The organism is Shewanella sp. 553, assembly GCF_059338375.1.
This window is the reverse complement of record NZ_CM181701.1, coordinates 1,636,468-1,657,714: the sequence shown is the minus strand read 5'-3', so window position 1 is coordinate 1,657,714 and position 21,247 is coordinate 1,636,468. Positions and strand designations below refer to the sequence as shown.

Here is a 21,247-nt window from a genome sequence, read left to right as displayed (position 1 = left end):
ATACTGGCCTCCATTACAGCGAGCTGTAGCGTTCGCGTAGACGCTGTCTCACCACTTCAGCAATGGTGTTAAAGACGAAAGTAAAGATAAACAATACAAACGCTGCTAAGAACAGCACGCGATAATGGGAGCTGCCAATGGCAGACTCTGGCATCTCTACCGCAATATTGGCGGCCAAGGTGCGCATACCTTCAAACACACTCCATTCCATAATGGCCGTATTACCTGTGGCCATTAGCACTATCATGGTTTCGCCCACAGCGCGCCCAAGCCCCATCATCACCGCAGAGAAAATGCCTGGGCTGGCAGTCAGTAGCACGACCTTGGTCAACGTTTGCCAGTTAGTCGCCCCTAGGGCCAAACTGCCGTTAGACAGATGACGCGGTACAGAGAACACTGCATCTTCGGCGATGGAAAAAATCGTTGGGATCACGGCAAAGCCCATGGCAATGCCGACCACTAAGGCATTACGTTGGTCGAAAGTGATCCCCAGCTCGTTAGTGATAAACATGCGCGAATCACCGCCAAAGAATGCCTGCTCAACCACGGGACTAATGTAAAACGAGAACCACCCCACAAACACGATAACCGGTAACAGCATCAGTTCTTGATAGGTCTCTGGCAGGCGCTGTTTCCAGCGCCCTGGCAACTGATGCCATGCAAATGCGCTGAGCAAAATACTGCAGGGCAGCAGCACCAGTAACAGCAAAAGCCCTGGGAGATTATCTTCAATTAACGGCGCGAGCCATAAACCGGCCAAGAACCCCAAGATCACCGTAGGCAGGGCCTCCATGATCTCAATGGTGGGCTTTACCACGGCACGCACCTTTGGCGACATAAAGTATGCGGTATAGATAGCGCCTGCAATAGCCAGCGGCGTGGCAAACAGCATGGCATACAAGGCCGCTTTCATGGTGCCAAATGCCAAGGGCATTAGGCTTAATTTGGCTTCAAAATCATCTGATCCCGAAGTCGACTGCCATACATATTGTGGCTCTGGGTACCCCTCATACCACACCTTGTCCCACATGGCGCTCCACGACACCTCTGGATGACTATTGTCCACAACAAACAGGTGTAATTGCCCGCCCGCCTCGACCACTAAGGCATTGGAGCGCGGGCTAAAGCCCATCACGCCGGGTTGCTTAAGGTCAAAGGTTTGGGAAAACAGCTTACGTTGACTGGTGGTATACAAGAGGTTTAACTCGCCTGAGTCGCTAATCGTGGCGAAACTTTTACGATAAAACTCGCTAGCGATACGCTTAACGCCCGCCTGATTGCTAAACTGGCGGATCGCTTGATACTGGCGGCCTTTGTCACTATTAACCTGAAAATATTGCAATATCAAGCCATTATCATAACTGACTAATACCGAACTGGCCCCCGCCAGCAAGGAGACATCGGTCACCTTGGTTTTGGCTCGCTCGAGTTCAATCACCTGCATTAAGCTAACGGCTTCGGTATCGTCAATATCATAAACAAATAGTCGGTTACCCGAGCGCAGCAGTAACTGGCGTTGATCTGGCGTCATTAACTGTTGCTGCACTTGCACTGGCGCATCGCTTATCACGCTAGAGGTCGCGGTCCATTCCACCTCCTCGGTCATCATGTTCTCTTCGCCCTCTTGGCGTGAAAGCAACCACTGACCCGCATCGCTGCGATAGGCAAAGCTCATTCTATCGGTTGAATAAGCAAAAGTGAGCTGATTAAGCGCCATATCCTTATCGGCCACTTGCAGCGAGGGCTGCCCTAAGGGAAAACTGACCTTAGGGGTGATGAGTCGCTGATTGTCAGGATAGGTGACTGAAAACTGAATATCGGCGATGATCACCCGGCCGTTTGATAAGCCATAAGCGAAGCGTTGCTGACTAGGAAAGGCGGTAGCACTACTGACAATGTGTGCATCTGTGGGGATATCGATACTATTGCTTTCAATCAGCTGGCCTGTGGCGGTGCGATAAAACTGCACTTCACCTTGGCTGGTGACCCGATAGATAATATCATTTTGCTCATCGCTGCCTACCATCAAGGTTGCTACGTCAGGTTTATCGAGCTGAGCCGTCATAACAGGTGTCACATCGGCGCCATCAAAAATCGGCTTCACCACATACAGCAGATAAAAGAAGATCAGCAGCAAAGCGACAAACACCATAGTGCCGCCAAGCGTTACCCCTATTTGGGTAAGCTTATCTTGCCACGCTCGTCTATTTGAGCCTCTTGCCATCAACAGTTTCGCTGCAGTAGAACCAGGTTGAGTTACCTGAGTTTCCATTAAGAACCTCGTTTATGTTTGTTCTGTAGAGTTTTCACTGGGATTGTTGTTATACCTATGTTAACAATAGTCAAACACTCACACCCCATTGCTGACCATCGAGATTATATGACGTCAAGATGACATTATTGTTACAGCGACAAAATGGCATCACGATTAAACAACTTATGGAGTTTTAGCGACATGTTACGATACCTAGTTACCCTACAAGTGGCCGATAAAAAAGGCTTAGTTGAACAGATTGCTCACATTGTTAGCCGTCATGGTGGCCATTGGCTCGACTCTGAGCTGCGCCATATCGATGGCTTATTTGCCGCTATCTTGTTACTGGAGGTCCCCGCTGCCAACTGGGAGACCTTGCTCGAGAACCTCGAATGTATCGATGGTTTGAGTCTGACCTATGCCAAAACCCGCCACAAACAGCCTCATACTCGCTACCAAGGCTATTCACTGGTGGCCTACGACAGACCCGGACTTGTGCACCAAATATCTAATAAGATTAGTGAATTAGGACTCAACATTGAGCGATTATCGACTCAATATGAGAGCGCTAGTCACACCGGTGTGGCACTCTTTCGGGCTAACTTTAGCCTAAATATTCCTAATGATGATATTGAACAACAACTGCGTTTGGCGCTGTACACTATCGGCGATGACGTGGTGCTCGATATCAACGCCTAAGCTGTAGCAGGACTAAGGCACCGATTGTTAATTCATCATCTGCAAGCGGCGCATTAACAATCGGTAAAACCAATCAAAAACATTGCCAGCAATCTGATATAATCCGGTGTCATCGCGATGCTTACTCGCACTTTTTAGCTATTTTTTATTTTATATCGGACTCCATGATGCCAAATGCCCCAATCAGCGGAAACATCCGCAAGATGCGTTCTGCGCTCGATAACCAAGGTCAAGTGCAATACCAGTTGCCACTGTCTGACCAACTTATCGAGATGAATCCGCTTATCGGCCGTCAAGTCACCCTTACTCACACGGGCCATATTTACTGCAGTCATTGCAGCAAAAAAACCAAGAAGAGTTATTCACAAGGCCATTGTTTCGTCTGCATGAAAAAGCTGGCTAGCTGCGATATGTGTATTATGAAACCGGAAACCTGCCATTTTGCACAAGGCACCTGCCGCGAGCCGCAGTGGGGTGAAGATAACTGCTTCGTACCGCACTATGTGTATTTATCTAATACCTCGGGCCTTAAAGTGGGTATTACCCGCCATACCCAATTGCCGACCCGCTGGATAGATCAGGGTGCCACCCAAGGTTTGCCTATTCTAAAAGTCTCTACACGACAACTTTCAGGCCTTATCGAAGTTGAACTGGCTAAAATGATCAATGATAAAACCAATTGGCGCACTATGCTTAAAGGCAATGCCGAGCCACTCGATTTAGTTGAACAGGCAAAAGTGTTACTGCCGCACATCGAAAAACGTATTCATGAACTGTCGATGGAGCATGGGGAGTACGCTATCGAGCAACTCGATGAAGCGATCCTTGCTATTGAGTATCCAGTAAGCGAGTTTCCAACAAAAATCGCCTCTCATAACTTCGATAAAAATCCAATCGTGACAGGTAAACTGATGGGAATTAAGGGTCAATATCTGATTTTCGATACTGGGGTCATTAACCTACGCAAGTTTACCTCCTATGAGATAAGCCTCTGTGCCGATTAACGGCTTTGGTAACGCCACAGCTAACCATTAGTCGATGATACTAACCGCGACAAGAGAGAGCGTCACCCGTTACGGTAGCGCTCTTTGTACTAGAGGTTCATTGCTGCTGTCGATGGTTTTTCCTAGCGATTATAGTTAACTAAATCGCTGTCAACAGAGAACGATTATCGCTGTGGCATACTGGCTAGCATCTTGGCGACCACTCGATCGAGTCTTTGATTATCTTGTTTAGGCGCAATGGATGGCCTTTTTTGGGATAATTCAGTAAAGCCTTGTGCCAATACGCGCCAACTCGGCACGGCGTCCTCACCAGAAAACACCAGCAGTAACACTGAGCCTTTGGCATACTGCCCCATATCTATGCCCTGCTCTGAAACCCCAGGTACTAGGCCAACCTTATTTAAGATCTCTGCATCGGACATGCTGTCACCGAGGGCAACACCAAATCCGATCAATAGCTGAGCAGGCTCTCCAGCGGGCACATAACGATAACCTTTCGCTTGCATCGCCGACTGTATCGCAGAGCTCATCTGTTTTTGAACCGCCTCAATGGAAGACTCTTCATCGACTCGTACCTTGGCAAATTGAGGATGTAAGCCGAACGTTTGCTGCCCACGGCCGAGAAAATCCAGCTCACCCGTCGCCACTATGGTGATTCTATCTTCTGGCGCTGTCGCCGTTTGGAACTCGGGCGCATCATGCACTGTGCAGGCGGATATACTGAGTATCAGCAAAAATGGCATTAATATTTTACTCATCGCATCAATTTCCTTGTTGTTAACGTTTGCTAGTATAACCGATTAAAATTGAACCAATACTGACACTAAGTCATTACTCTCAGTTTGTAGATCAATTAGTTATCATACAATCATTTATCTTCGGCTAACATGCTATCGCAATAATGTCTACCTCATGCAATATATGATTGTAATTTTTCGACCGTCATTTAGTGCTACCCGTTGACCATTTCGATATTCAAATTGACAACGACTCCCTTAAATTACAGTTAGTTACAAAAGCAATTACCTATATAAATATTTTACTGGTCAGGAAGATAAATGTCGGCGATCATACTTTGTTAATTATCGCGTTGAAGAGATTGAAGGATTAATGGAACTGATTTTTGCCATTGCGCTGTTTGCGTTTTCATCTGGTATTACCCCAGGGCCTAATAACATCATGTTGATGTCTTCAGGAGTCAACTTTGGTATCAAACCCAGTTTGCCTCATCTTGCGGGGATCTGCATTGGGTTTCCTGCCATGGTGCTGGCGATAGGCCTAGGCTTAAGCACCCTATTTCAAAGTTACCCCATACTGCATGTCGCTATAAAATATATTGGCATCACCTACTTACTCTATCTTGCCTGGCTGATTGCTAATAGCAGCAGTAAGATGGAGGGCAAACACACTAGTCGACCACTCAGTTTTATCCAGGCCGCGGCTTTTCAGTGGGTTAACCCTAAGGGCTGGATCATGGCAGTGGGCGCGGTAGCCACCTTTACCACCCTAGAGCAACCGCTCACAGGTCAAGTCCTCACCATTGCCTCGGTTTTTTTAAGCGTGGCCTTTCCCTGTGCCATCGTCTGGTTAGGCTTTGGGGTTGCTTTAAAACGGTTACTAAAAAACCAACGGCAACAAAAAGCGTTTAACATCACCATGGCACTCTTGCTTGTGCTGTCTATCATCCCTATGATCGCGCCTTAATTCTCCCCAACGATTGCGCCGTCATAGGCTTAGGGGATATTGATAATAATGGAGACACTAGGTGACACTGCAACGACCAGCAACCGATGACTTTACCCAGGCCATAGCCACCGAGATGCAGCATTGGGTCGAACAGGTCATCATGAAATACAATATCTGCCCATTTGCCCGCCAAGAGGTGTTGGCCGATACCATACGTTACCAAGTCGTGGAAAACCGCCAACTCGATGAAGTGCTCAACGCCTTAATCGATGAATGCCAACTTCTCGATGCCCATAGCGAGATAGAAACCACGCTACTGATCTTACCGCGCGGATTTGAAGGGTTTTACCTCTATCTGGATTTGGTCGACATGGCCAATGTTCTGCTTATTGAGCAAGGCTATGAGGGGATGTATCAACTGGCCAGCTTTCATCCAGATTACTGTTTCGATGGCGAGCCACAAGATAGTGCGGCCAACTACACTAACCGCGCCCCTTATCCGACACTGCATATTATTCGTGAAACGAGCATGGAACAGGCGCTGGCCAATTATGCTGATCCGGAGTCGATCCCCGAGCGTAATATCGCCTTTGCCGAACGTAAAGGCACTGAATTTTTCGTCAAACTCTTGCGAGACTGCAAGCAATAATACTCACAACGACTGGCACAACTTTAAGACGAGATAAACATGGCAACAAAATATTATGTGGTTTGGGCAGGACGAGAAACCGGTATTTTTACCAGCTGGCCTCAAACCAAAGCCTTAGTCGATGGTTTTGCAGGCGCCCGCTATAAGTCATTTAAGACCGAAGCCGAAGCCAAAGCCGCTTTTGCTAAAGGTGGCGTCAGTGCCCGCCCTAGCCCATCGGCTAACAAGCCGAAAAGCCAAGCCACTGCCAACGCCAGCGCGGCCCCAGACAGTGATGTGGATATCTATACCGATGGCGGCTGTGAGCCAAATCCCGGCAAAGCGGGATCTGGGCTAGCACTGTATCGACAAGGTGAACTTGCCGAGCTGTGGTACGGTTTATATAACCCTAAGGGGACCAATAACACCGCCGAATTAAATGCCTTGCAGCAAGCACTGCTGATGGCAAAAACCGAACTTGCACGCGGTAACAGCGTTCATATTCACAGTGACTCTCAATATGCCTTAAATTGCATCACCAATTGGGCTTATGGCTGGAAAGCCAAAGGCTGGAAGCGCAAAACCGCAGGCGACATTGCTAATTTAGAGATAATCCAACAGGCTCACGCACTGTATGATGAGCTCAAAACTGCGCTAAAAATATCCCATGTTGCCGCCCACGTGGGCATTGAAGGCAATGAACTCGCCGATCGCATGTCTATCTATGCTATCGATAAACAAGATCGCGACTTTAGCCGCTACCCCGCGCCATTTTCGCTCGATGAGATACTGGCACTGCGCGCCGGTTAATCGACATATTACGCGCAATAAAATCGCGCTAATCTCGGTCTACCATTGCCTATATTCCGTATTAGCCCATATGGGCTAACACACAGCACATCAATGAGTTGGAGAATAACAATATGTTCAACATGGATTTCACTCAGCGGTTGGCTATCGACACCCAAGAGCAAGACTGGCAAGCAAGCCCAGCCAAAGGGGTATGGCGTAAGCCACTTGAGCGAGAAGCCAAGGAGTCTGGGCACACCACCAGCATAGTCAAATATGAGGCGGGCTCGGCGTTTACCACTCATGCTCACCCACTGGGTGAAGAGATTTTAGTACTTGAAGGTGTGTTTTCTGATGAGCACGGCGACTACCCTGCCGGCAGTTACATCCGTAACCCTCCCGGCAGCCAACACGCCCCCTTTAGCCAGCAAGGTTGCACCTTATTGGTTAAGCTTAATCAATTTGCTCCACATGACAGCAGCACTGTGCGCATCGACACCCGAAATACTCCTTGGCGACAAGGCATAGGTGGCCTTCAAGTCATGGGCTTACATCAGTTTGAACATGAGCATGTGGCCTTAGTCAAATGGCCTGCGGGCGAGCGCTTTCAACCCCATCGCCATTTTGGTGGCGAGGAGATCCTAGTGCTCTCGGGTGAGTTTCGTGATGAATTTGGGGTATATCCAGCCCATACTTGGCTGCGCAGCCCGCACATGAGCGAACACTTCCCCTACGTTGAACAAGAAACCATCATTTGGGTTAAAACCGGCCACCTGCCAGTGAGATAGCTGCGCCTACACAGGTTTGCTTATTGTATTTTCCCCGCTAGAGACAGGGTCAGCTCGCTGGCACAAATGGCGTGGCAAGCTTGGCTATTTTGCCCACACCACAAGGGTGAAAAATCACTGTTATGTTGTTTTTCTGCCGCTTGTCTCAATTGAGTCAACTCAATCGCAGCATAGGGGAAATCTGGTGCGTGTGGGCTAATGTAGCCCAATTCTCGCATCAGGCGATTAACAATGCCTCGCGCCGGGCGCCCTGAAAACACATTGGTAATAGCGGTATGCATAGCGGCATCACTCGTGATTGCGGCGCGGTGCAGCGGCGATGTAGTGGCTTGGTTCGTCAACAGATAAGCCGTGCCCACTTGCACCCCGACCGCCCCCAAGGTGAGTGCGGCTTTAACCCCTTGGTGACAGCCTATCCCTCCTGCGGCGATCACAGGCACCTGGACTTGACTCGCCAATTGCGGCACCAACGCCGCCAGCCCCATTTGGGTTGACACATCACGGGTTAAGAACATGCCACGGTGGCCGCCAGCCTCAAAGCCTTGGGCAATGATGGCATCGGCACCATGGGCTTCGAGCCAAAGCGCCTCTTTAAGTGTGGTCGCCGACGAGAGCACCTTAGTGCCCCAACTTTTAACCCGTTTAAGCAGTGTTGGCTCAGGCAAACCAAAATGAAAGCTAATAATGGGCGGATTAAATGCTTCAATAGCATCGGCCATCTCATGGCTAAAAGGGACTCGACTGGCACCATTAGGCTGACTTTCACATTCGATCCCCAGCTCATTAAAATAGGGCAATAATTGTGTCTGCCAATTGGCATGTTGCTGCGCGTCATAGGCTTGCACCTGATGACAAAAAAAGTTGAGATTAAAGGGGTTAGCCGTGGCGCGCGTAATGGTATTAATTTCATCTATCACCTGTTCGGGCGTCAACATCCCGCAGGGTAAGGAACCTAAGCCGCCAGCATCACTAACCGCTATCGCCAATGCACTGCCCTGCACTCCCGCCATCGGCGCTTGAATAATCGGCAGTTCAATACCCAAAAGTGATTCCATTTGATGCTCCATAAGCGACATCCTTTGTAGGCTATGGTTGTAGTTATACCTTTTTGATAACACCACTGCTTTACCGGCGAGCGAGTACGCCAAAGCTGATGTTCAAAGCAGAGTTAATCTTCGCTGCAGTCAACTTATTAAGAGTTGCATGATTTGATAGAGAGTGTAATAAAAAATGAGCCCAACATTCAACTCATCCAATGCATAACCTATTAAATAAAAAAGGTTATTTTGCAATAAGTAACATTGAGCTCACGATAAAACAGCCAGAGGGTCTGAATGCGGCTTAAATTAGCCTTATTCGGCGTAGCCTTAAACGGATTCAGTAATAAATGTTATAAATGATATTCACCCGCTCGCTCTGGCTGATACTCAACCGCAATGATTTTAACCTCTAGCTGACCGCCACCGGGCTTAGGCCACTCAATTTCATCGCCTTCTTTTAAGCCCAGCAGCGCACTGCCCACTGGAGCTAAAATCGAAATTTGGCCTACATCGCCAGTATGGTTTTGAGGGTAAACCAAGGTCAATGAAAACTCTTTATTCGATGAGGCCACTTTAAAGCGCACGGTCGAATTCATGGTCACTATGTTAGCTGGCATCCGCTCAGGAGGCAGGATCTCTGCGCGCTCAAGCTCAGCCATTAAATCATCAATTTCGGCACAGTACTGACCATCTAACGCATCAATCATTTTTTCTAATCGAGCTAAGTCGATAGAAGATACTGTAATATTTGGCTTTTTACTCATAACTAATTTACCTAACCTGTATAAATTCATTATCACTAACGCATCGCCATCAAGGCATGCGATTAGGCTCAAACACGTTCACTGTAACGCAGCGCTGAGCCGATTTTCTCACCTTTGGAACTTATGATTAAACGGTGTCAATCATAAGTCCCGTTATTCATACCAGACATGACAAACATGCCTCCCTCGACGACCAACAGAACAATGTAGGCCAGACATTGGCCGACCATCATCATGGCAACAAAGCCCAAAATAGGCAACGACTAAAAATGTTAGCCTCGACTTCATAAAACAATAAGGTTTAAAACAAAAAACTCAATATTTCATACCGATAAAATCTATGGTTACACGATATTCACTTATTAGCACGCCAACCTCATTTCCCCCTTGGTCATGAGTATTGGTCCATAGTGATATATAACCATTAGCTTGGATCGGTAGCGTAAATGTAAGACACGTCACAATTGTAACAATTGTGAACGCATCACTTGTTGGATGAGGCAAAATTGTCGATATTATATATTCAAGACGATTAAAGGCTGCAAGTGTCACGGTGACACCTGCTCAAATAAAATCCAACAGACATAGAGAAAGGACTTCGCCATGTTTAGTTATATTCATTTAATTTGTCATCATTAAAGATGACAAATTAAATAGTCAAGGGGCTATAAGTGTTTAGAAATTTATCCATTGGAACTCGCCTAGCAGGCGGGTTTACCAGTTTAGTTGCACTCACGGTCGCCATTATGGCGATATTTTATTTAAGCAACTCTAATCAATTGATTTCAGAGGCTGAAAAACGGGAAATGGAGAGCCTTTACGGTGCCGCCAGCTCACAAATTAACACTCAGGCGCTGTTTGCCGAAGCCATGAGTGCGATTGTGGCTAATCAACCGTCGGTAAAACAAGCCTTTGCAGAGGGCGACCGTGCTGAGCTTACCCGCGAATTCAAGCCGGTTTTTGATGTGCTTAAACAGCACTATGGTGTAGCACAATTTCAGTTCCATACAGCCCCTGCCACTTCTTATTTACGCTTGCATAAACTAGACAAATACGGTGACGATCTATCCAGTCTGCGCGAGACGATTGTGGAAGTAAATCGATCACGTCAACCTGTCAGAGGCATGGACGGTGGCGTGGCTGGTATTGGTATTCGCGGCTTAGTGCCAATGAACTATCAAGGGCAACATACAGGATCTGTTGAGTTTGGCCTTAACCTATCTCAAGAGTTCGCTAGCCGTTTTAGCCAAGCATTTGGTAGCAATGTGGACATTGCGATTCATGCCGTCAACAATGGCAGCACCAAAGTATTAGCTTCGACCATTAATGGGCAATCCTTTGTTAGCCAAGATGCCATCTTAGCGGCGTGGAATGGCCAAACCGTTATTAGCCAAAATAATAGTCAAAGCCGACCATGGGCGACACTGGTCAGAAATATTAACGATTTTTCTGGCAAGCCTATCGCCGTTGTTGAAATCGCGATGGATAGAAGCTTTTATGCTGATTCTGCCAGTGAGACGCGCAACTTCGTCATCATCATGGCTATTGTTGCCATTGGCTTTGCGGTATTCATTGCTTATGGCTTGTCACAAACCATTATTAAACCGTTACGTTTGACCGTGACAACCTTGCAAGATATTGCCGAGGGTGAAGGCGATCTGACCCGCAGGCTTGACGAGAGTGGCCAAGATGAATTGAGTGATTTAGCCAAAGGCTACAATGTGTTTATCGCAAAAATTCAAGAACTGGTGCAGCAAGTTGCCGACTCGACAAATCAAATGGCCGCCGCCACAGAAGAGTTATCGGCAGTGGCTGGAGAGACCCGCCAAGGTGTCGTGACCCAGCGTGACCAAACCACTCAAGTGGCCACCGCCATGACCGAAATGGCCGCCTCGATACAAGAGATAGCCGGTAATACCCATAACGCCGCGACCAATGCACAATCGACCACAGAAATCGCCTTAGAGGGCAATCGCACAGTTGGGCGCAGTGTCGATGCGATTAATTCACTCGCGGCAGAAGTCGAGCAAGCCTCGCAAACTATTCGCGATCTGCAAGTGCAAAGTAGCAGTATTGAACAAGTCCTTGAGGTGATCCGTAATATTGCCGAACAAACCAACCTACTCGCCCTCAACGCCGCGATTGAAGCCGCGCGCGCGGGTGAAGCGGGCCGAGGATTCGCCGTGGTGGCCGATGAAGTGCGCAACCTAGCCCAGCGCACGCAGCAATCGACCGGTGAAATCGAGCAGATGGTCGCTGGTATTCAAAGCGGTACTCAAGAAGCGGTTAATGTTATGCAGCGTAGCAGCCAGAAGAGTAATGATGCCGTCGCTGAAATTGCGGGTACCCAAAGCACACTTAACGAGATCAACCGCTCGGTCGAAGTGATCCACGACATGAATATTCAAGTGTCGGCCGCCGTTGAGCAGCAATCATTAGCCGCTGAAGAGGTCAACCGCAGCATCACCACCATTAGTGATATTGCTGAGCAAAGCGGCCAATCGGTGGAACAAACCGCACTGGCTTGTGATGATCTTGCTAGGCTTGCAGCGGGATTACAGGTGTTAGTCGCGCGTTTTCGCGTGTAACTGCGGTTCCTAGCGAGATAAACTCACTCCGTTTGGTATCAACTTAACGGAGTGAGTCAATTCACCGTCAGAGAGCTTATTTTTTTACCGCCACCCCCACATTTAAACAATCCACCTTGCATCACGCAGCCAAGGTCATCGGCTTAAGCTTTGCCCCACTAGCGATTTAAGCCTGCCCGCGATGAAGACGTTACATCTAGTACTCAGCTAGCCAAAAAATCATACTAAAACCCTGTCGCAATAACATTTAAAGATAGTTGTCAGGCTTGCCCTATGAGACAATCACGCCATGAAAATTTACCGTAAATTACATAAAGCGCCTTTTAGAGTATTTCACATCTCTCGACGCCGATTCGGCCTGCGTTTAAAACGCGACATGCTGGTGCTGAAAGATGCGCTGTCACAAGAAAAACAGGAAACCAAAGAGATGTTGGTGACCTACAAACGCTACACTCGTAAACAGGCCAATAAAGAGGAGTTGAAGCTAGCCAACAAGCAGTTAGCCGATCTCATCAAGGGGCTGGGCTTAGGCGTATTTGCCGTGTTACCTTTTGCGCCAATCACTATCCCCATAGTGGTTAAACTGGCTAAGGTGGTAGGCGTTGAGATTCTACCGAGCTCTTTCAATAACTTATCAGAGCGAAAAGCCCAGCTTAATCGTGTGGCCCAACAGCATAAACGTGATATCCACGTCGTAGAAAAAACCAGCAATAACCCGCAGTAACTCACCCGCCACATTCACCTTGTGGCGCTAGCGTGATAATCTTAATTGATTTTTTGACCTCAAATAAGATGATACCCAATGACTTCACTACTTATAACTGGCTCCAACGGCATTCCCTTGTCGATCATTTCAACTGAAGATTTTTCACAATGGCATGAGCAATTGCCAGCAACACAGCAAAATTGGCTTAAAGCCACCCAGTTTTCAGGCAAAGGTTTAAGCCTGATCCCCGGTGCCGACGGAGAACTGGCACAGGTTGTCTATGTTAGCGAATCACCGGATGACTACTGGGTTTGCGGCGATATCGTCAACCAACTGCCCGCCAATCAGTACTACCTCGATGCCAGCGAAGCTCAGTGTAAAGTCGCCGCGTTCAGTTGGGCATTAGGGGCTTACAAGTTCGATCGATACAAGAAAAATGATAAACAGTATCCTCAACTTGTTATTGATAACGACGCTTTGGTCGCCAGTACATTAAAACTGGTACGTTCGGTGACCATAGTGCGCGATCTGGTTAACACCCCTGCTGCCGACATGATGCCACAAGATTTGGGCGACACCATGGAGGCCTTGGCTGAAGAGTTCGGCGGCCAAGTGACGCAAATCATCGGTGATGAACTGCTTGAGCAAAACTACCCCACCATCCATATGGTTGGCCGCGCCAGTGACAACCAGCCACGGCTTATCGATTTAACCTGGGGCGATGAAAATGCGCCTAAAGTGACGCTAGTGGGTAAAGGGGTCTGTTTCGACTCGGGCGGTTTAGATCTTAAACCCGGTGCAGGCATGCGCTTGATGAAGAAAGATATGGGCGGTGCGGCACATGTGATTGGTTTAGCCCACCAAATTATGGCCAGTAACCTGCCTGTACGCCTGCGTGTACTGGTGCCGGCGGTGGAAAATGCGGTCTCGGCAAATGCATTTCGCCCAGGTGATGTGATCATCACCCGTAAAGGCTTAACCGTTGAGATTGATAACACCGACGCCGAAGGCCGCTTAGTCTTGTGTGATGCCCTTGCCGATGCCAGCGATGAAAAGCCTGATCTGTTGATCGACTTTGCCACCTTAACCGGCGCCATGCGCATCGCCTTAGGTACTGAGTTACCTGGCTTCTTTAGTAATGATGACGAAGTGGCTGCTGATATTACTGCTGCAGGACTTAAGGTTGAAGATCCCGTCTGGCGCATGCCGCTGCATAAAGCCTACTTTGATCTTACTGGCAGCGATATTGCCGACTTAGCCAACTGTGGTAAGACGCCTTTTGGCGGCGCGATCACCGCCGCCTTGTATCTTGAAGCCTTTGTGGATGACAAGATAAGCTGGAGCCATTTTGATGTCATGGCGTGGAACAACCGCACCTTACCCGGTCGCCCCATTGGTGGTGAAGCCTTTGGTATTCGAGCGGTGTTTGAATATCTAGCACAACGTTTCGCTAAATAGCCGTTTTAAAACAGCCAACCAACAAAAAGCCCAAGGCAATGTAATTGCCTTGGGCTTTTTTATCAATGGGGTTTAGCGGCGATTAAGCATCGACACCCTTGCTACGCAAGAACTCATCGTAAGTGCCTCTGAAATCGTTCACGCCATCGGCGGTGATCTCTATGATACGGGTGGCGAGTGATGATACAAATGCGCGGTCGTGACTGACAAACAACAATGTGCCTTCATACATCTCTAGCGCATTGTTGAGCGATTCAATCGATTCCATGTCCAAGTGGTTGGTTGGCTCATCCATAACCAAGATGTTTGGCTTTTGCATGATGAGTTTACCAAATAGCATACGGCCCTTTTCACCACCTGATAACACCTTGACTGACTTCTTGATGTCATCAGAGCCAAACAACATACGGCCTAAGTAACCACGAACGCTTTGATCGTCATCTTCTGGTTTGCGCCACTGGCTCATCCAGTCAAACAAAGTCATGTCGTTTTCAAAATCAGATTCATGATCCTGGGCGTAATAACCGATGGCTGAGTTTTCAGACCATTGGATAGTGCCTTCATCTTGTGGAATATCATGGATAAGGGTACGTAACATAGTGGTCTTACCCACACCGTTTTCACCCAGTACCGCAATACGCTCACCCACTTCTGCAATCAGGTTAACGCCTTTAAATAGCGGGTTGTTCTCGAAACCTTTAGCCAAATCTTCAACCACTAATGCGTTACGGAACAGTTTCTTTTCCTGCTCGAAACGGATAAATGGATTCACACGGCTTGAGGCTTTAACCTCTTCAAGCTTAATTTTATCAATCTGCTTAGCACGTGAAGTCGCCTGTTTCGCTTTAGAGGCGTTAGCCGAGAAGCGTGCAACGAAGCCTTGAAGTTCAGCAATTTGTGCCTTTTTCTTAGCGTTATCAGACATCAAACGCTCACGAGCTTGGTTAGCCGCCATCATATACTCATCGTAGTTACCCGGATAAACGCGCAGTTCGCCGTAATCCAAGTCAGCCATGTGAGTACAGACAGAGTTTAAGAAATATCTATCGTGCGAGATGATAATCATGGTGCTGTTACGCTGATTGAGCATCTCTTGTAACCAACGAATGGTGTCGATATCCAAGTTGTTGGTAGGCTCATCGAGTAGCAAGATATCTGGGTCACTAAACAGTGCCTGGGCAAGCAGCACTCGCAGCTTGAAACCTGGCGCGATTTCGCTCATCAAACCAAAGTGTTGCTCAAGCGGAATACCCACGCCCAGCAATAATTCACCCGCGCGAGATTCGGCGGTATAACCGTCCATCTCGGCAAATTCCATCTCAAGCTCAGCCACTTTAATGCCATCTTCTTCACTCATTTCTGGCAAAGAATAGATGCGGTCACGCTCTTGCTTGACTTTCCACAGCTCAGCATGGCCCATGATCACAGTATCAACCACGTTGAACTCTTCATAACCAAACTGGTTTTGGCTTAACTTACCTAGACGCTCGTTAACATCAAGCGATACGTTACCCGAAGTAGGCTCAAGCTCACCGCCTAGGATCTTCATGAAGGTTGATTTACCACAACCATTAGCGCCGATAAGACCGTAGCGGTTGCCGCCGCCAAATTTGACTGAGATGTTTTCAAACAGTGGCTTAGAGCCAAACTGCATGGTGATATTAGCTGTTGTGATCAATGTGAAATTCCGAAATTAGTTAAGCGAAGCGCTGCCAATGGTGGCCATTTGATCCCCAAACTGACGGTATACTCTCAGTCAAGGATGCAGTGATGATACACCGCGCTAAAAGGGACAAATTAAAGCGCGCTACTATAGCGATTTAGGTGGTAATTAGCAATGACAACCCTAAAGTTTCCCCAGAAAAGTCGCATAAAATATCGACGCAATGGCTTCACTAAAGGGTGTCATGACCCAGAGTCTAACAGCAGGATATCTTGCCCCAACCGCCTACTTTTTAGTTGCATCAGTGCCTAAACGCAGTCCTCGTAACCGGTTAGCATTGGTCACCACAGTCAATGAAGACAGGGCCATCGCCGCGCCAGCTACCACAGGGCTGAGTAACCACCCCGTCAACGGAAACAAGACGCCAGCGGCAACGGGGATCCCCAAGGTGTTATAAATAAAGGCACCAAACAGATTCTGTTTAATATTACGCAACGCCGCGTTAGCCAACATAAAGGTATCCGCTAAGGCCATCACGCGCTCAGATAACAAGGTGATGTCTGCGCTCTCTATCGCCACATCCGTGCCGCTGCCCATGGCGATGCCAACGTCCGCTTTGGCTAAAGCTGGCGCATCGTTAATCCCATCACCCACCATAGCAACCACTTCACCCTCTGATTGACGCGCCTTGATAAGCGCCAGCTTTTGCTCAGGACTGACCTCAGCAACGACATCGGTAATGCCCACCTGCTGCGCTACGGCCGTTGCTGTGTGCTGATTATCGCCGCTGAGCAGCACTACCTTTTTTCCTTGTTGTAACAGGGCCGCCACCGCCGCTTTGGCATCATCCTTAATAGGATCGGCAATCGCCACCACGGCCTGTAGATGACCATCAACCGCACAATAAATAGGCGTCTTCCCCATTTGAGCAAAATCACTAGCATGGCTTGCTGCTCGCTCAATATCGCTAATCTGCTCTGCTTGCATTAACTTAAGGTTACCGGCCACCAATCTATGGCCATTCACTTTGGCAACAATCCCTTGGCCGGTGATATTGTCAAAACTATCGACCTCACCAAGCGCCAATTCACGGCGTTTAGCCTCTGTTATCATGGCCGCCGCTAAGGGGTGTTGCGAGCGCTGCTGCGCACTGGCTAGCAAGGCAATTAACTTATCTTCGCTAAGAGGACTTGCCGTCTCATTATCGCCAGCTTGACTGCCTGTAGGCTGATTGTCACGGGTCATCTTAGCGAGCGTGACCACATCGGTGACTGCAGGCTTCCCCTGAGTGATAGTGCCGGTTTTATCGAGCACCACAGTGGAGACTTTACTGGCACTTTGCAGCGCCTCACCGTTTTTAAGTAATACGCCCATCTGGGCCGCACGCCCCACCGCCACCATAATCGACATCGGCGTCGCCAGCCCTAACGCGCAAGGGCAGGCAATGATCAGTACCGTGGTTAACACCACCAGCGCATGGCTCAGCTGGGGGGCTGGCCCCACCACAAACCAGACTATGGCAGCAATAATGGCGATTAGCACTACCACTGGGACAAAGTACGCGGCAATTTTATCGGTTAACCTGCCAATGGGCAGTTTCGAAGTTTGCGCCTCTTGCACCAGTTCGATTATTTTTGCCAGCTTAGTCTGTTGTTGCCTAGCGGTGACTTCGTAAATGAGACTGCCGTTTTCATTAACCGTACCGGCGCTTAACTTATCGTCTGGCTGCTTCTCTACTGGTACAGGCTCACCGGTTAACATCGCCTCGTTGATCAGCGCCTGTCCCTCAAGCACGTCACCGTCCAGTGCCACGCGTTCGCCAGGTTTAAGGCGCAACTTATCACCAATATTAATGGCGCTAATCTCGACAACCTCATCGCCATCATCAGTCACTCGCGTGGCACTGGTCACTTGCAAACCTATTAGCTTACTGACCGCCTCACTGGTTTTACCGCGTGCGCGCAGCTCCATCGCATGACCAAGGTTGATTAAGCCTAAAATCATCACACTGGCCTCAAAGTAAACGTGACGGGTGTCGGCTGGAAACCACTGGGGTATAACAACCACCAACATAGAATAGAGCCACGCCGAACTGGTGCCCAACACGATAAGGGTATCCATATTGGCGCTGCCAGCCTTAAGCGAGCTGTACATACCGCGATAAAAGTGACCGCCGGTAGTGATAAGCAGCACTAAAGTGAGCATGCCCATGATCCCCCAGCCCACTTGTTGTGCGGGGCTGTTGATCATCATCTCATTACCTAACAATCCCCACAGCATCATAGGCACACCCAGTGCAAGCGCCGCCATGGATTGCCATAATCGGGTGCGATACTCCTTACGCTCATTTTCTTGCCGCTCTTTGATCGCTAACTGCTGGTCGATCACTTGCTGGCCCGGATAACCGGCATTTGCTAACGCGTTAGCCACTCGCTGCGCCTTAGCAATCCCCACCACGGTAACCTGTTTATCGGCAAGGTTGACTGATGTTTCGACCTGCTCACCATCGCTAGCTAACGCCGCCATGGCTTTATCAATTTTAGCTACGCAGCTGGCGCAATTCATGGTTGGCACATAAAAGATAAGTTTATCCATGGGTATGACTCCTGTGGATGGATATTAATTTGTCTTTCTATACCATCAAGCGTAATGTCTCCCCTTATGGGAGAGTCAATGTGTGGAGATAAATATGATCAATATTGGAGAGGCGGCAAAACAAACTGGCTTATCGGTTAAGAGTATCCGCTACTATCACGATATTGGCCTAGTGTGCGCCGAACGAGGCCATAATGGTTATCGATATTATAGTGATGCCCAGCTCGATGAATTGCACTTTTTACACCATTGCCGCGAGCTCGGCTTTAGTCTAGACGATTGCCGTACGTTACTGAGTTTAAAAAGTGACACCAGCCGCAGCGCAGAAGATGTGAAACGTATTGCTCAAGTGCACCTTGATGAAACTAACCGGCGTATAGAGCAACTGAATCAACTGAAACAACAACTGAGTGAGTTGATCCATCAGTGTGCCGGCGGGGCTCAGCCAGAATGCGCCATTTTAAAAGGGTTAAGCAACAATAACCTTTAATTAGAACGATTAAATGGCCACTTTTTTCGTAACCAATGAAGCGTGCGGCGCTGTTGCTGTGCGCTTAAACCAAAGTAAATACATAACCAGGGAGACAGCAAGATATACCAAGGCAACTGTGGCCCTTGAGACTGAAATAACAGATAAAAAAAGCCACTGTAAATCACTAATACTCCCATAATGCCAATGAGCAACATCAACTGTTTCGCGACTTTTTCTATCCACATAATCTCTGCCTAATCTCTGACTAACCATTTAAAACATTGATGACCGTATTTAAGTATCACTCATCTCCATATAATCTCTGACTCATGTATAAGATGTATATGGCGAAACAAGGTAGTTAAGTATCTCTCATTTGGCCCATTGATGAAATGCGCCAACAAAAAACGGGCCTATGCCCGTTTTGCTTAGTGTATCAAGCCATTTAGCTTAGATACGAATGCCACCGTCGATTTCAAATACTCGGCCGTTAACATAATCGTTTTCGATGATAAATTTCACCGTCGAGGCGATTTCACTCGCTTGACCTAAACGGCCAACTGGCACCATCTGTTCAAGACGCGCCAAGGCCTCAGGCTTCATGGCGGCGGTCATCTCGGTTTCTATCACACCTGGCGCTACGGCGGCGCTACGAATATTGTAGCGCGCAAGCTCTTTCGCCCAACCAACCGACATCGCGGCCACACCCGCTTTTGATGCCGCATAGTTGGTTTGACCAATATTGCCGGCCTTAGCAAGACTAGAAATATTGATGATCACGCCCGGCTGCTGTGATTCAATCATGGCGGCTGCCGCTTCACGACCGCACAAGAATGAACCTGTCAGGTTAACATTGATCACCGCTTGGAATTGCGCAAATGACATACGGTCGGTCACCTTGCCATCTTTGGCTTTGACCAACATGCCGTCGAGCAAAATACCGGCATTATTAATTAACACATTCACCTGACCAAAGTCTTCTAAAATGTAACCAAAACCCGCCACCACATCTTCTTCATCGGTGATATCAAAAGCGTAACCTTGCACTTCCGTCGCCGCGCCAATATCGGCACAGGCACGTTCGAGTTTTTCTTGATCGACATCGATAAGCGCCAACTTTGCCCCAGCAGCCGCTAACTCTTGTGCCATCGCCAAACCAAGTCCGCCAGCACCACCTGTGATGACCACTACCTTATCTTTTAAATCCATCAACTTACCCTTTGTTATTAAACTGCTCAAAAATACTGGAGAAATCACGCTTACCATTGCCTTGACGGGCATGATTAACATATAAACTGCGTGCCAAGGATCCCATTGGAGTACTGGAATTAGACAACAGCGCCGCTTCTTGCGACAAGCCTAAGTCTTTTACCATTAAATCCACCATAAAACCGCCTTGGTAACCGTTCGATGACGGCACGCTTGGCATCACATCTGGACAAGGATTATATTTATCTAGCGCCCAATTACCACCACTACTGACTTTCATGATCTCAGAAAGCACTTTGGGATCAAGGCCATGATCTATCCCCATCTGTAATGATTCACTGGTGCCAACCATTAATACCGACAGCAACATATTGTTGCAGATCTTAGCCACTTGCCCAGCGCCAGCGGCGCCTGCGTGGAATATATTCGCCCCCATGGCATTTAATACCCCTTGGGCTTGGTCAAAGGCACTGTCGCTGCCACCACAGATAAACGTAAGCGTACCAGCACTCGCGCCAGCGGTACCGCCCGATACGGGCGCATCGATAAATTCTAACCCTTTAGCTTTGGCTTGCTCGGCCACAAAGCGCGCGCTTTCGGCATCAATAGTCGAGCAATCGATTAATAAGGTGCCTTGAGCAACCACATCGATAATCCCTTTATTGGTATCGTCGCCAAGGTATAAGGCGCGCACATGCTTGCCTGCAGGTAACATGGTGACCACGATATCGGCCGATGCCGCCGCTGCGCAGGCGCTCGGCGCTGGGATGGCGCCTTGCTCACTCACATGATGCAGCGCATCTTGAGACAGATCGAACGCTTTAACGGTAAAACCCGCTTTTACTAGGTTAACCGCCATTGGGCCACCCATGTTACCTAAACCGATAAATGCAACTGTACTCAT

19 protein-coding genes are annotated in these 21,247 nt (G+C 48.4%); 10 read left to right on the top strand and 9 right to left on the bottom strand.

The features are described 5' to 3' along the window. Window positions 1–13 precede the first annotated feature (13 nt). Window positions 14–2,272, bottom strand: a complete 2,259-nt coding sequence (locus AC5YBZ_RS07530) for an ABC transporter permease subunit (RefSeq protein ID WP_494519346.1) — start codon at window positions 2,270–2,272, stop codon at window positions 14–16. A gap of 183 nt (window positions 2,273–2,455) precedes the next feature. Between AC5YBZ_RS07530 and AC5YBZ_RS07525 the strand changes: the two genes are divergently transcribed. Then, window positions 2,456–2,953 carry a glycine cleavage system transcriptional repressor gene (locus tag AC5YBZ_RS07525; protein ID WP_494519347.1) on the top strand — a complete coding sequence of 166 codons (498 nt, stop codon included), beginning with the start codon at window positions 2,456–2,458 and terminating at the stop codon, window positions 2,951–2,953. Window positions 2,954–3,135: 182 nt separating this feature from the next. Beyond that, window positions 3,136–3,957, top strand: coding sequence for a DUF2797 domain-containing protein (locus tag AC5YBZ_RS07520; RefSeq protein ID WP_494521632.1), 822 nt, complete (start codon window positions 3,136–3,138; stop codon window positions 3,955–3,957). 164 nt (window positions 3,958–4,121) lie between these two features. On the opposite strand, the gene AC5YBZ_RS07515 is transcribed toward AC5YBZ_RS07520, so the two are convergent. Continuing rightward, the gene (locus tag AC5YBZ_RS07515; RefSeq protein WP_494543637.1) at window positions 4,122–4,715 is read right to left on the bottom strand and encodes a DUF4136 domain-containing protein; all 594 of its coding nucleotides are present in this window, start codon (window positions 4,713–4,715) and stop codon (window positions 4,122–4,124) included. 352 nt (window positions 4,716–5,067) lie between these two features. Between AC5YBZ_RS07515 and AC5YBZ_RS07510 the strand changes: the two genes are divergently transcribed. From AC5YBZ_RS07510 to AC5YBZ_RS07495, 4 genes are all read left to right on the top strand, one after another. Further along, window positions 5,068–5,661 (top strand): LysE family translocator, encoded by a 594-nt coding sequence (locus AC5YBZ_RS07510; protein WP_494519349.1) that lies wholly within the window; start codon window positions 5,068–5,070, stop codon window positions 5,659–5,661. A 115-nt stretch (window positions 5,662–5,776) separates the two neighbouring features. Further along, on the top strand, window positions 5,777–6,292 hold the full coding sequence (locus AC5YBZ_RS07505; RefSeq protein ID WP_494543709.1) for a DUF1415 domain-containing protein: 516 nt from the start codon (window positions 5,777–5,779) through the stop codon (window positions 6,290–6,292). 39 nt (window positions 6,293–6,331) lie between these two features. Further along, entirely contained in the window at window positions 6,332–7,081 is a 750-nt protein-coding gene (locus AC5YBZ_RS07500) for a ribonuclease H family protein (protein WP_494543636.1), read from the top strand. 113 nt (window positions 7,082–7,194) lie between these two features. Continuing rightward, entirely contained in the window at window positions 7,195–7,848 is a 654-nt protein-coding gene (locus AC5YBZ_RS07495; RefSeq protein ID WP_494519351.1) for a cupin domain-containing protein, read from the top strand. A gap of 20 nt (window positions 7,849–7,868) precedes the next feature. On the opposite strand, the gene AC5YBZ_RS07490 is transcribed toward AC5YBZ_RS07495, so the two are convergent. Together AC5YBZ_RS07490 and rnk are read right to left on the bottom strand one after the other, a co-directional pair. Beyond that, window positions 7,869–8,915, bottom strand: a complete 1,047-nt coding sequence (locus tag AC5YBZ_RS07490) for an NAD(P)H-dependent flavin oxidoreductase (RefSeq protein ID WP_494543635.1) — start codon at window positions 8,913–8,915, stop codon at window positions 7,869–7,871. 323 nt (window positions 8,916–9,238) lie between these two features. Continuing rightward, a complete protein-coding gene (rnk, locus tag AC5YBZ_RS07485) occupies window positions 9,239–9,652 on the bottom strand; it encodes a nucleoside diphosphate kinase regulator (RefSeq protein WP_494543634.1) in 414 nt (137 codons plus the stop codon). A gap of 671 nt (window positions 9,653–10,323) precedes the next feature. On the opposite strand from rnk, the gene AC5YBZ_RS07480 reads away from it, so the two are divergent. The 3 genes from AC5YBZ_RS07480 (at window position 10,324) to AC5YBZ_RS07470 (ending at window position 14,404) form a co-directional block, all read left to right on the top strand. Beyond that, complete coding sequence (locus tag AC5YBZ_RS07480) at window positions 10,324–12,240, top strand: methyl-accepting chemotaxis protein (RefSeq protein ID WP_494543633.1); 1,917 nt, start codon at window positions 10,324–10,326, stop codon at window positions 12,238–12,240. A 289-nt stretch (window positions 12,241–12,529) separates the two neighbouring features. Beyond that, window positions 12,530–12,964: a hypothetical protein gene (locus tag AC5YBZ_RS07475; RefSeq protein WP_494519355.1), complete on the top strand. Its 435-nt coding sequence runs from the start codon at window positions 12,530–12,532 to the stop codon at window positions 12,962–12,964. Window positions 12,965–13,042: 78 nt separating this feature from the next. After that, complete coding sequence (locus AC5YBZ_RS07470) at window positions 13,043–14,404, top strand: leucyl aminopeptidase family protein (protein ID WP_494519356.1); 1,362 nt, start codon at window positions 13,043–13,045, stop codon at window positions 14,402–14,404. 82 nt (window positions 14,405–14,486) lie between these two features. Here AC5YBZ_RS07470 and AC5YBZ_RS07465 read toward each other — a convergent pair whose 3' ends face one another. Together AC5YBZ_RS07465 and AC5YBZ_RS07460 are read right to left on the bottom strand one after the other, a co-directional pair. Then, entirely contained in the window at window positions 14,487–16,082 is a 1,596-nt protein-coding gene (locus AC5YBZ_RS07465) for an ABC-F family ATPase (RefSeq protein WP_494519357.1), read from the bottom strand. Window positions 16,083–16,352: 270 nt separating this feature from the next. Continuing rightward, window positions 16,353–18,662, bottom strand: coding sequence for a heavy metal translocating P-type ATPase (locus tag AC5YBZ_RS07460; RefSeq protein WP_494524685.1), 2,310 nt, complete (start codon window positions 18,660–18,662; stop codon window positions 16,353–16,355). Between the two features lie 94 nt (window positions 18,663–18,756). Between AC5YBZ_RS07460 and AC5YBZ_RS07455 the strand changes: the two genes are divergently transcribed. After that, a complete protein-coding gene (locus AC5YBZ_RS07455) occupies window positions 18,757–19,152 on the top strand; it encodes a MerR family DNA-binding protein (RefSeq protein ID WP_494519359.1) in 396 nt (131 codons plus the stop codon). Here the strand turns inward: AC5YBZ_RS07455 and AC5YBZ_RS07450 are convergent. From AC5YBZ_RS07450 to mmsB, 3 genes are all read right to left on the bottom strand, one after another. Further along, window positions 19,149–19,379, bottom strand: coding sequence for a hypothetical protein (locus AC5YBZ_RS07450; protein ID WP_494524683.1), 231 nt, complete (start codon window positions 19,377–19,379; stop codon window positions 19,149–19,151). The two genes, AC5YBZ_RS07455 and AC5YBZ_RS07450, sit on opposite strands and share 4 nt — an antisense overlap. A gap of 205 nt (window positions 19,380–19,584) precedes the next feature. Continuing rightward, window positions 19,585–20,343 carry an SDR family oxidoreductase gene (locus tag AC5YBZ_RS07445; RefSeq protein WP_494519361.1) on the bottom strand — a complete coding sequence of 253 codons (759 nt, stop codon included), beginning with the start codon at window positions 20,341–20,343 and terminating at the stop codon, window positions 19,585–19,587. Window positions 20,344–20,347: 4 nt separating this feature from the next. Then, window positions 20,348–21,247 (bottom strand): 3-hydroxyisobutyrate dehydrogenase, encoded by a 900-nt coding sequence (gene mmsB, locus AC5YBZ_RS07440; protein WP_494543632.1) that lies wholly within the window; start codon window positions 21,245–21,247, stop codon window positions 20,348–20,350.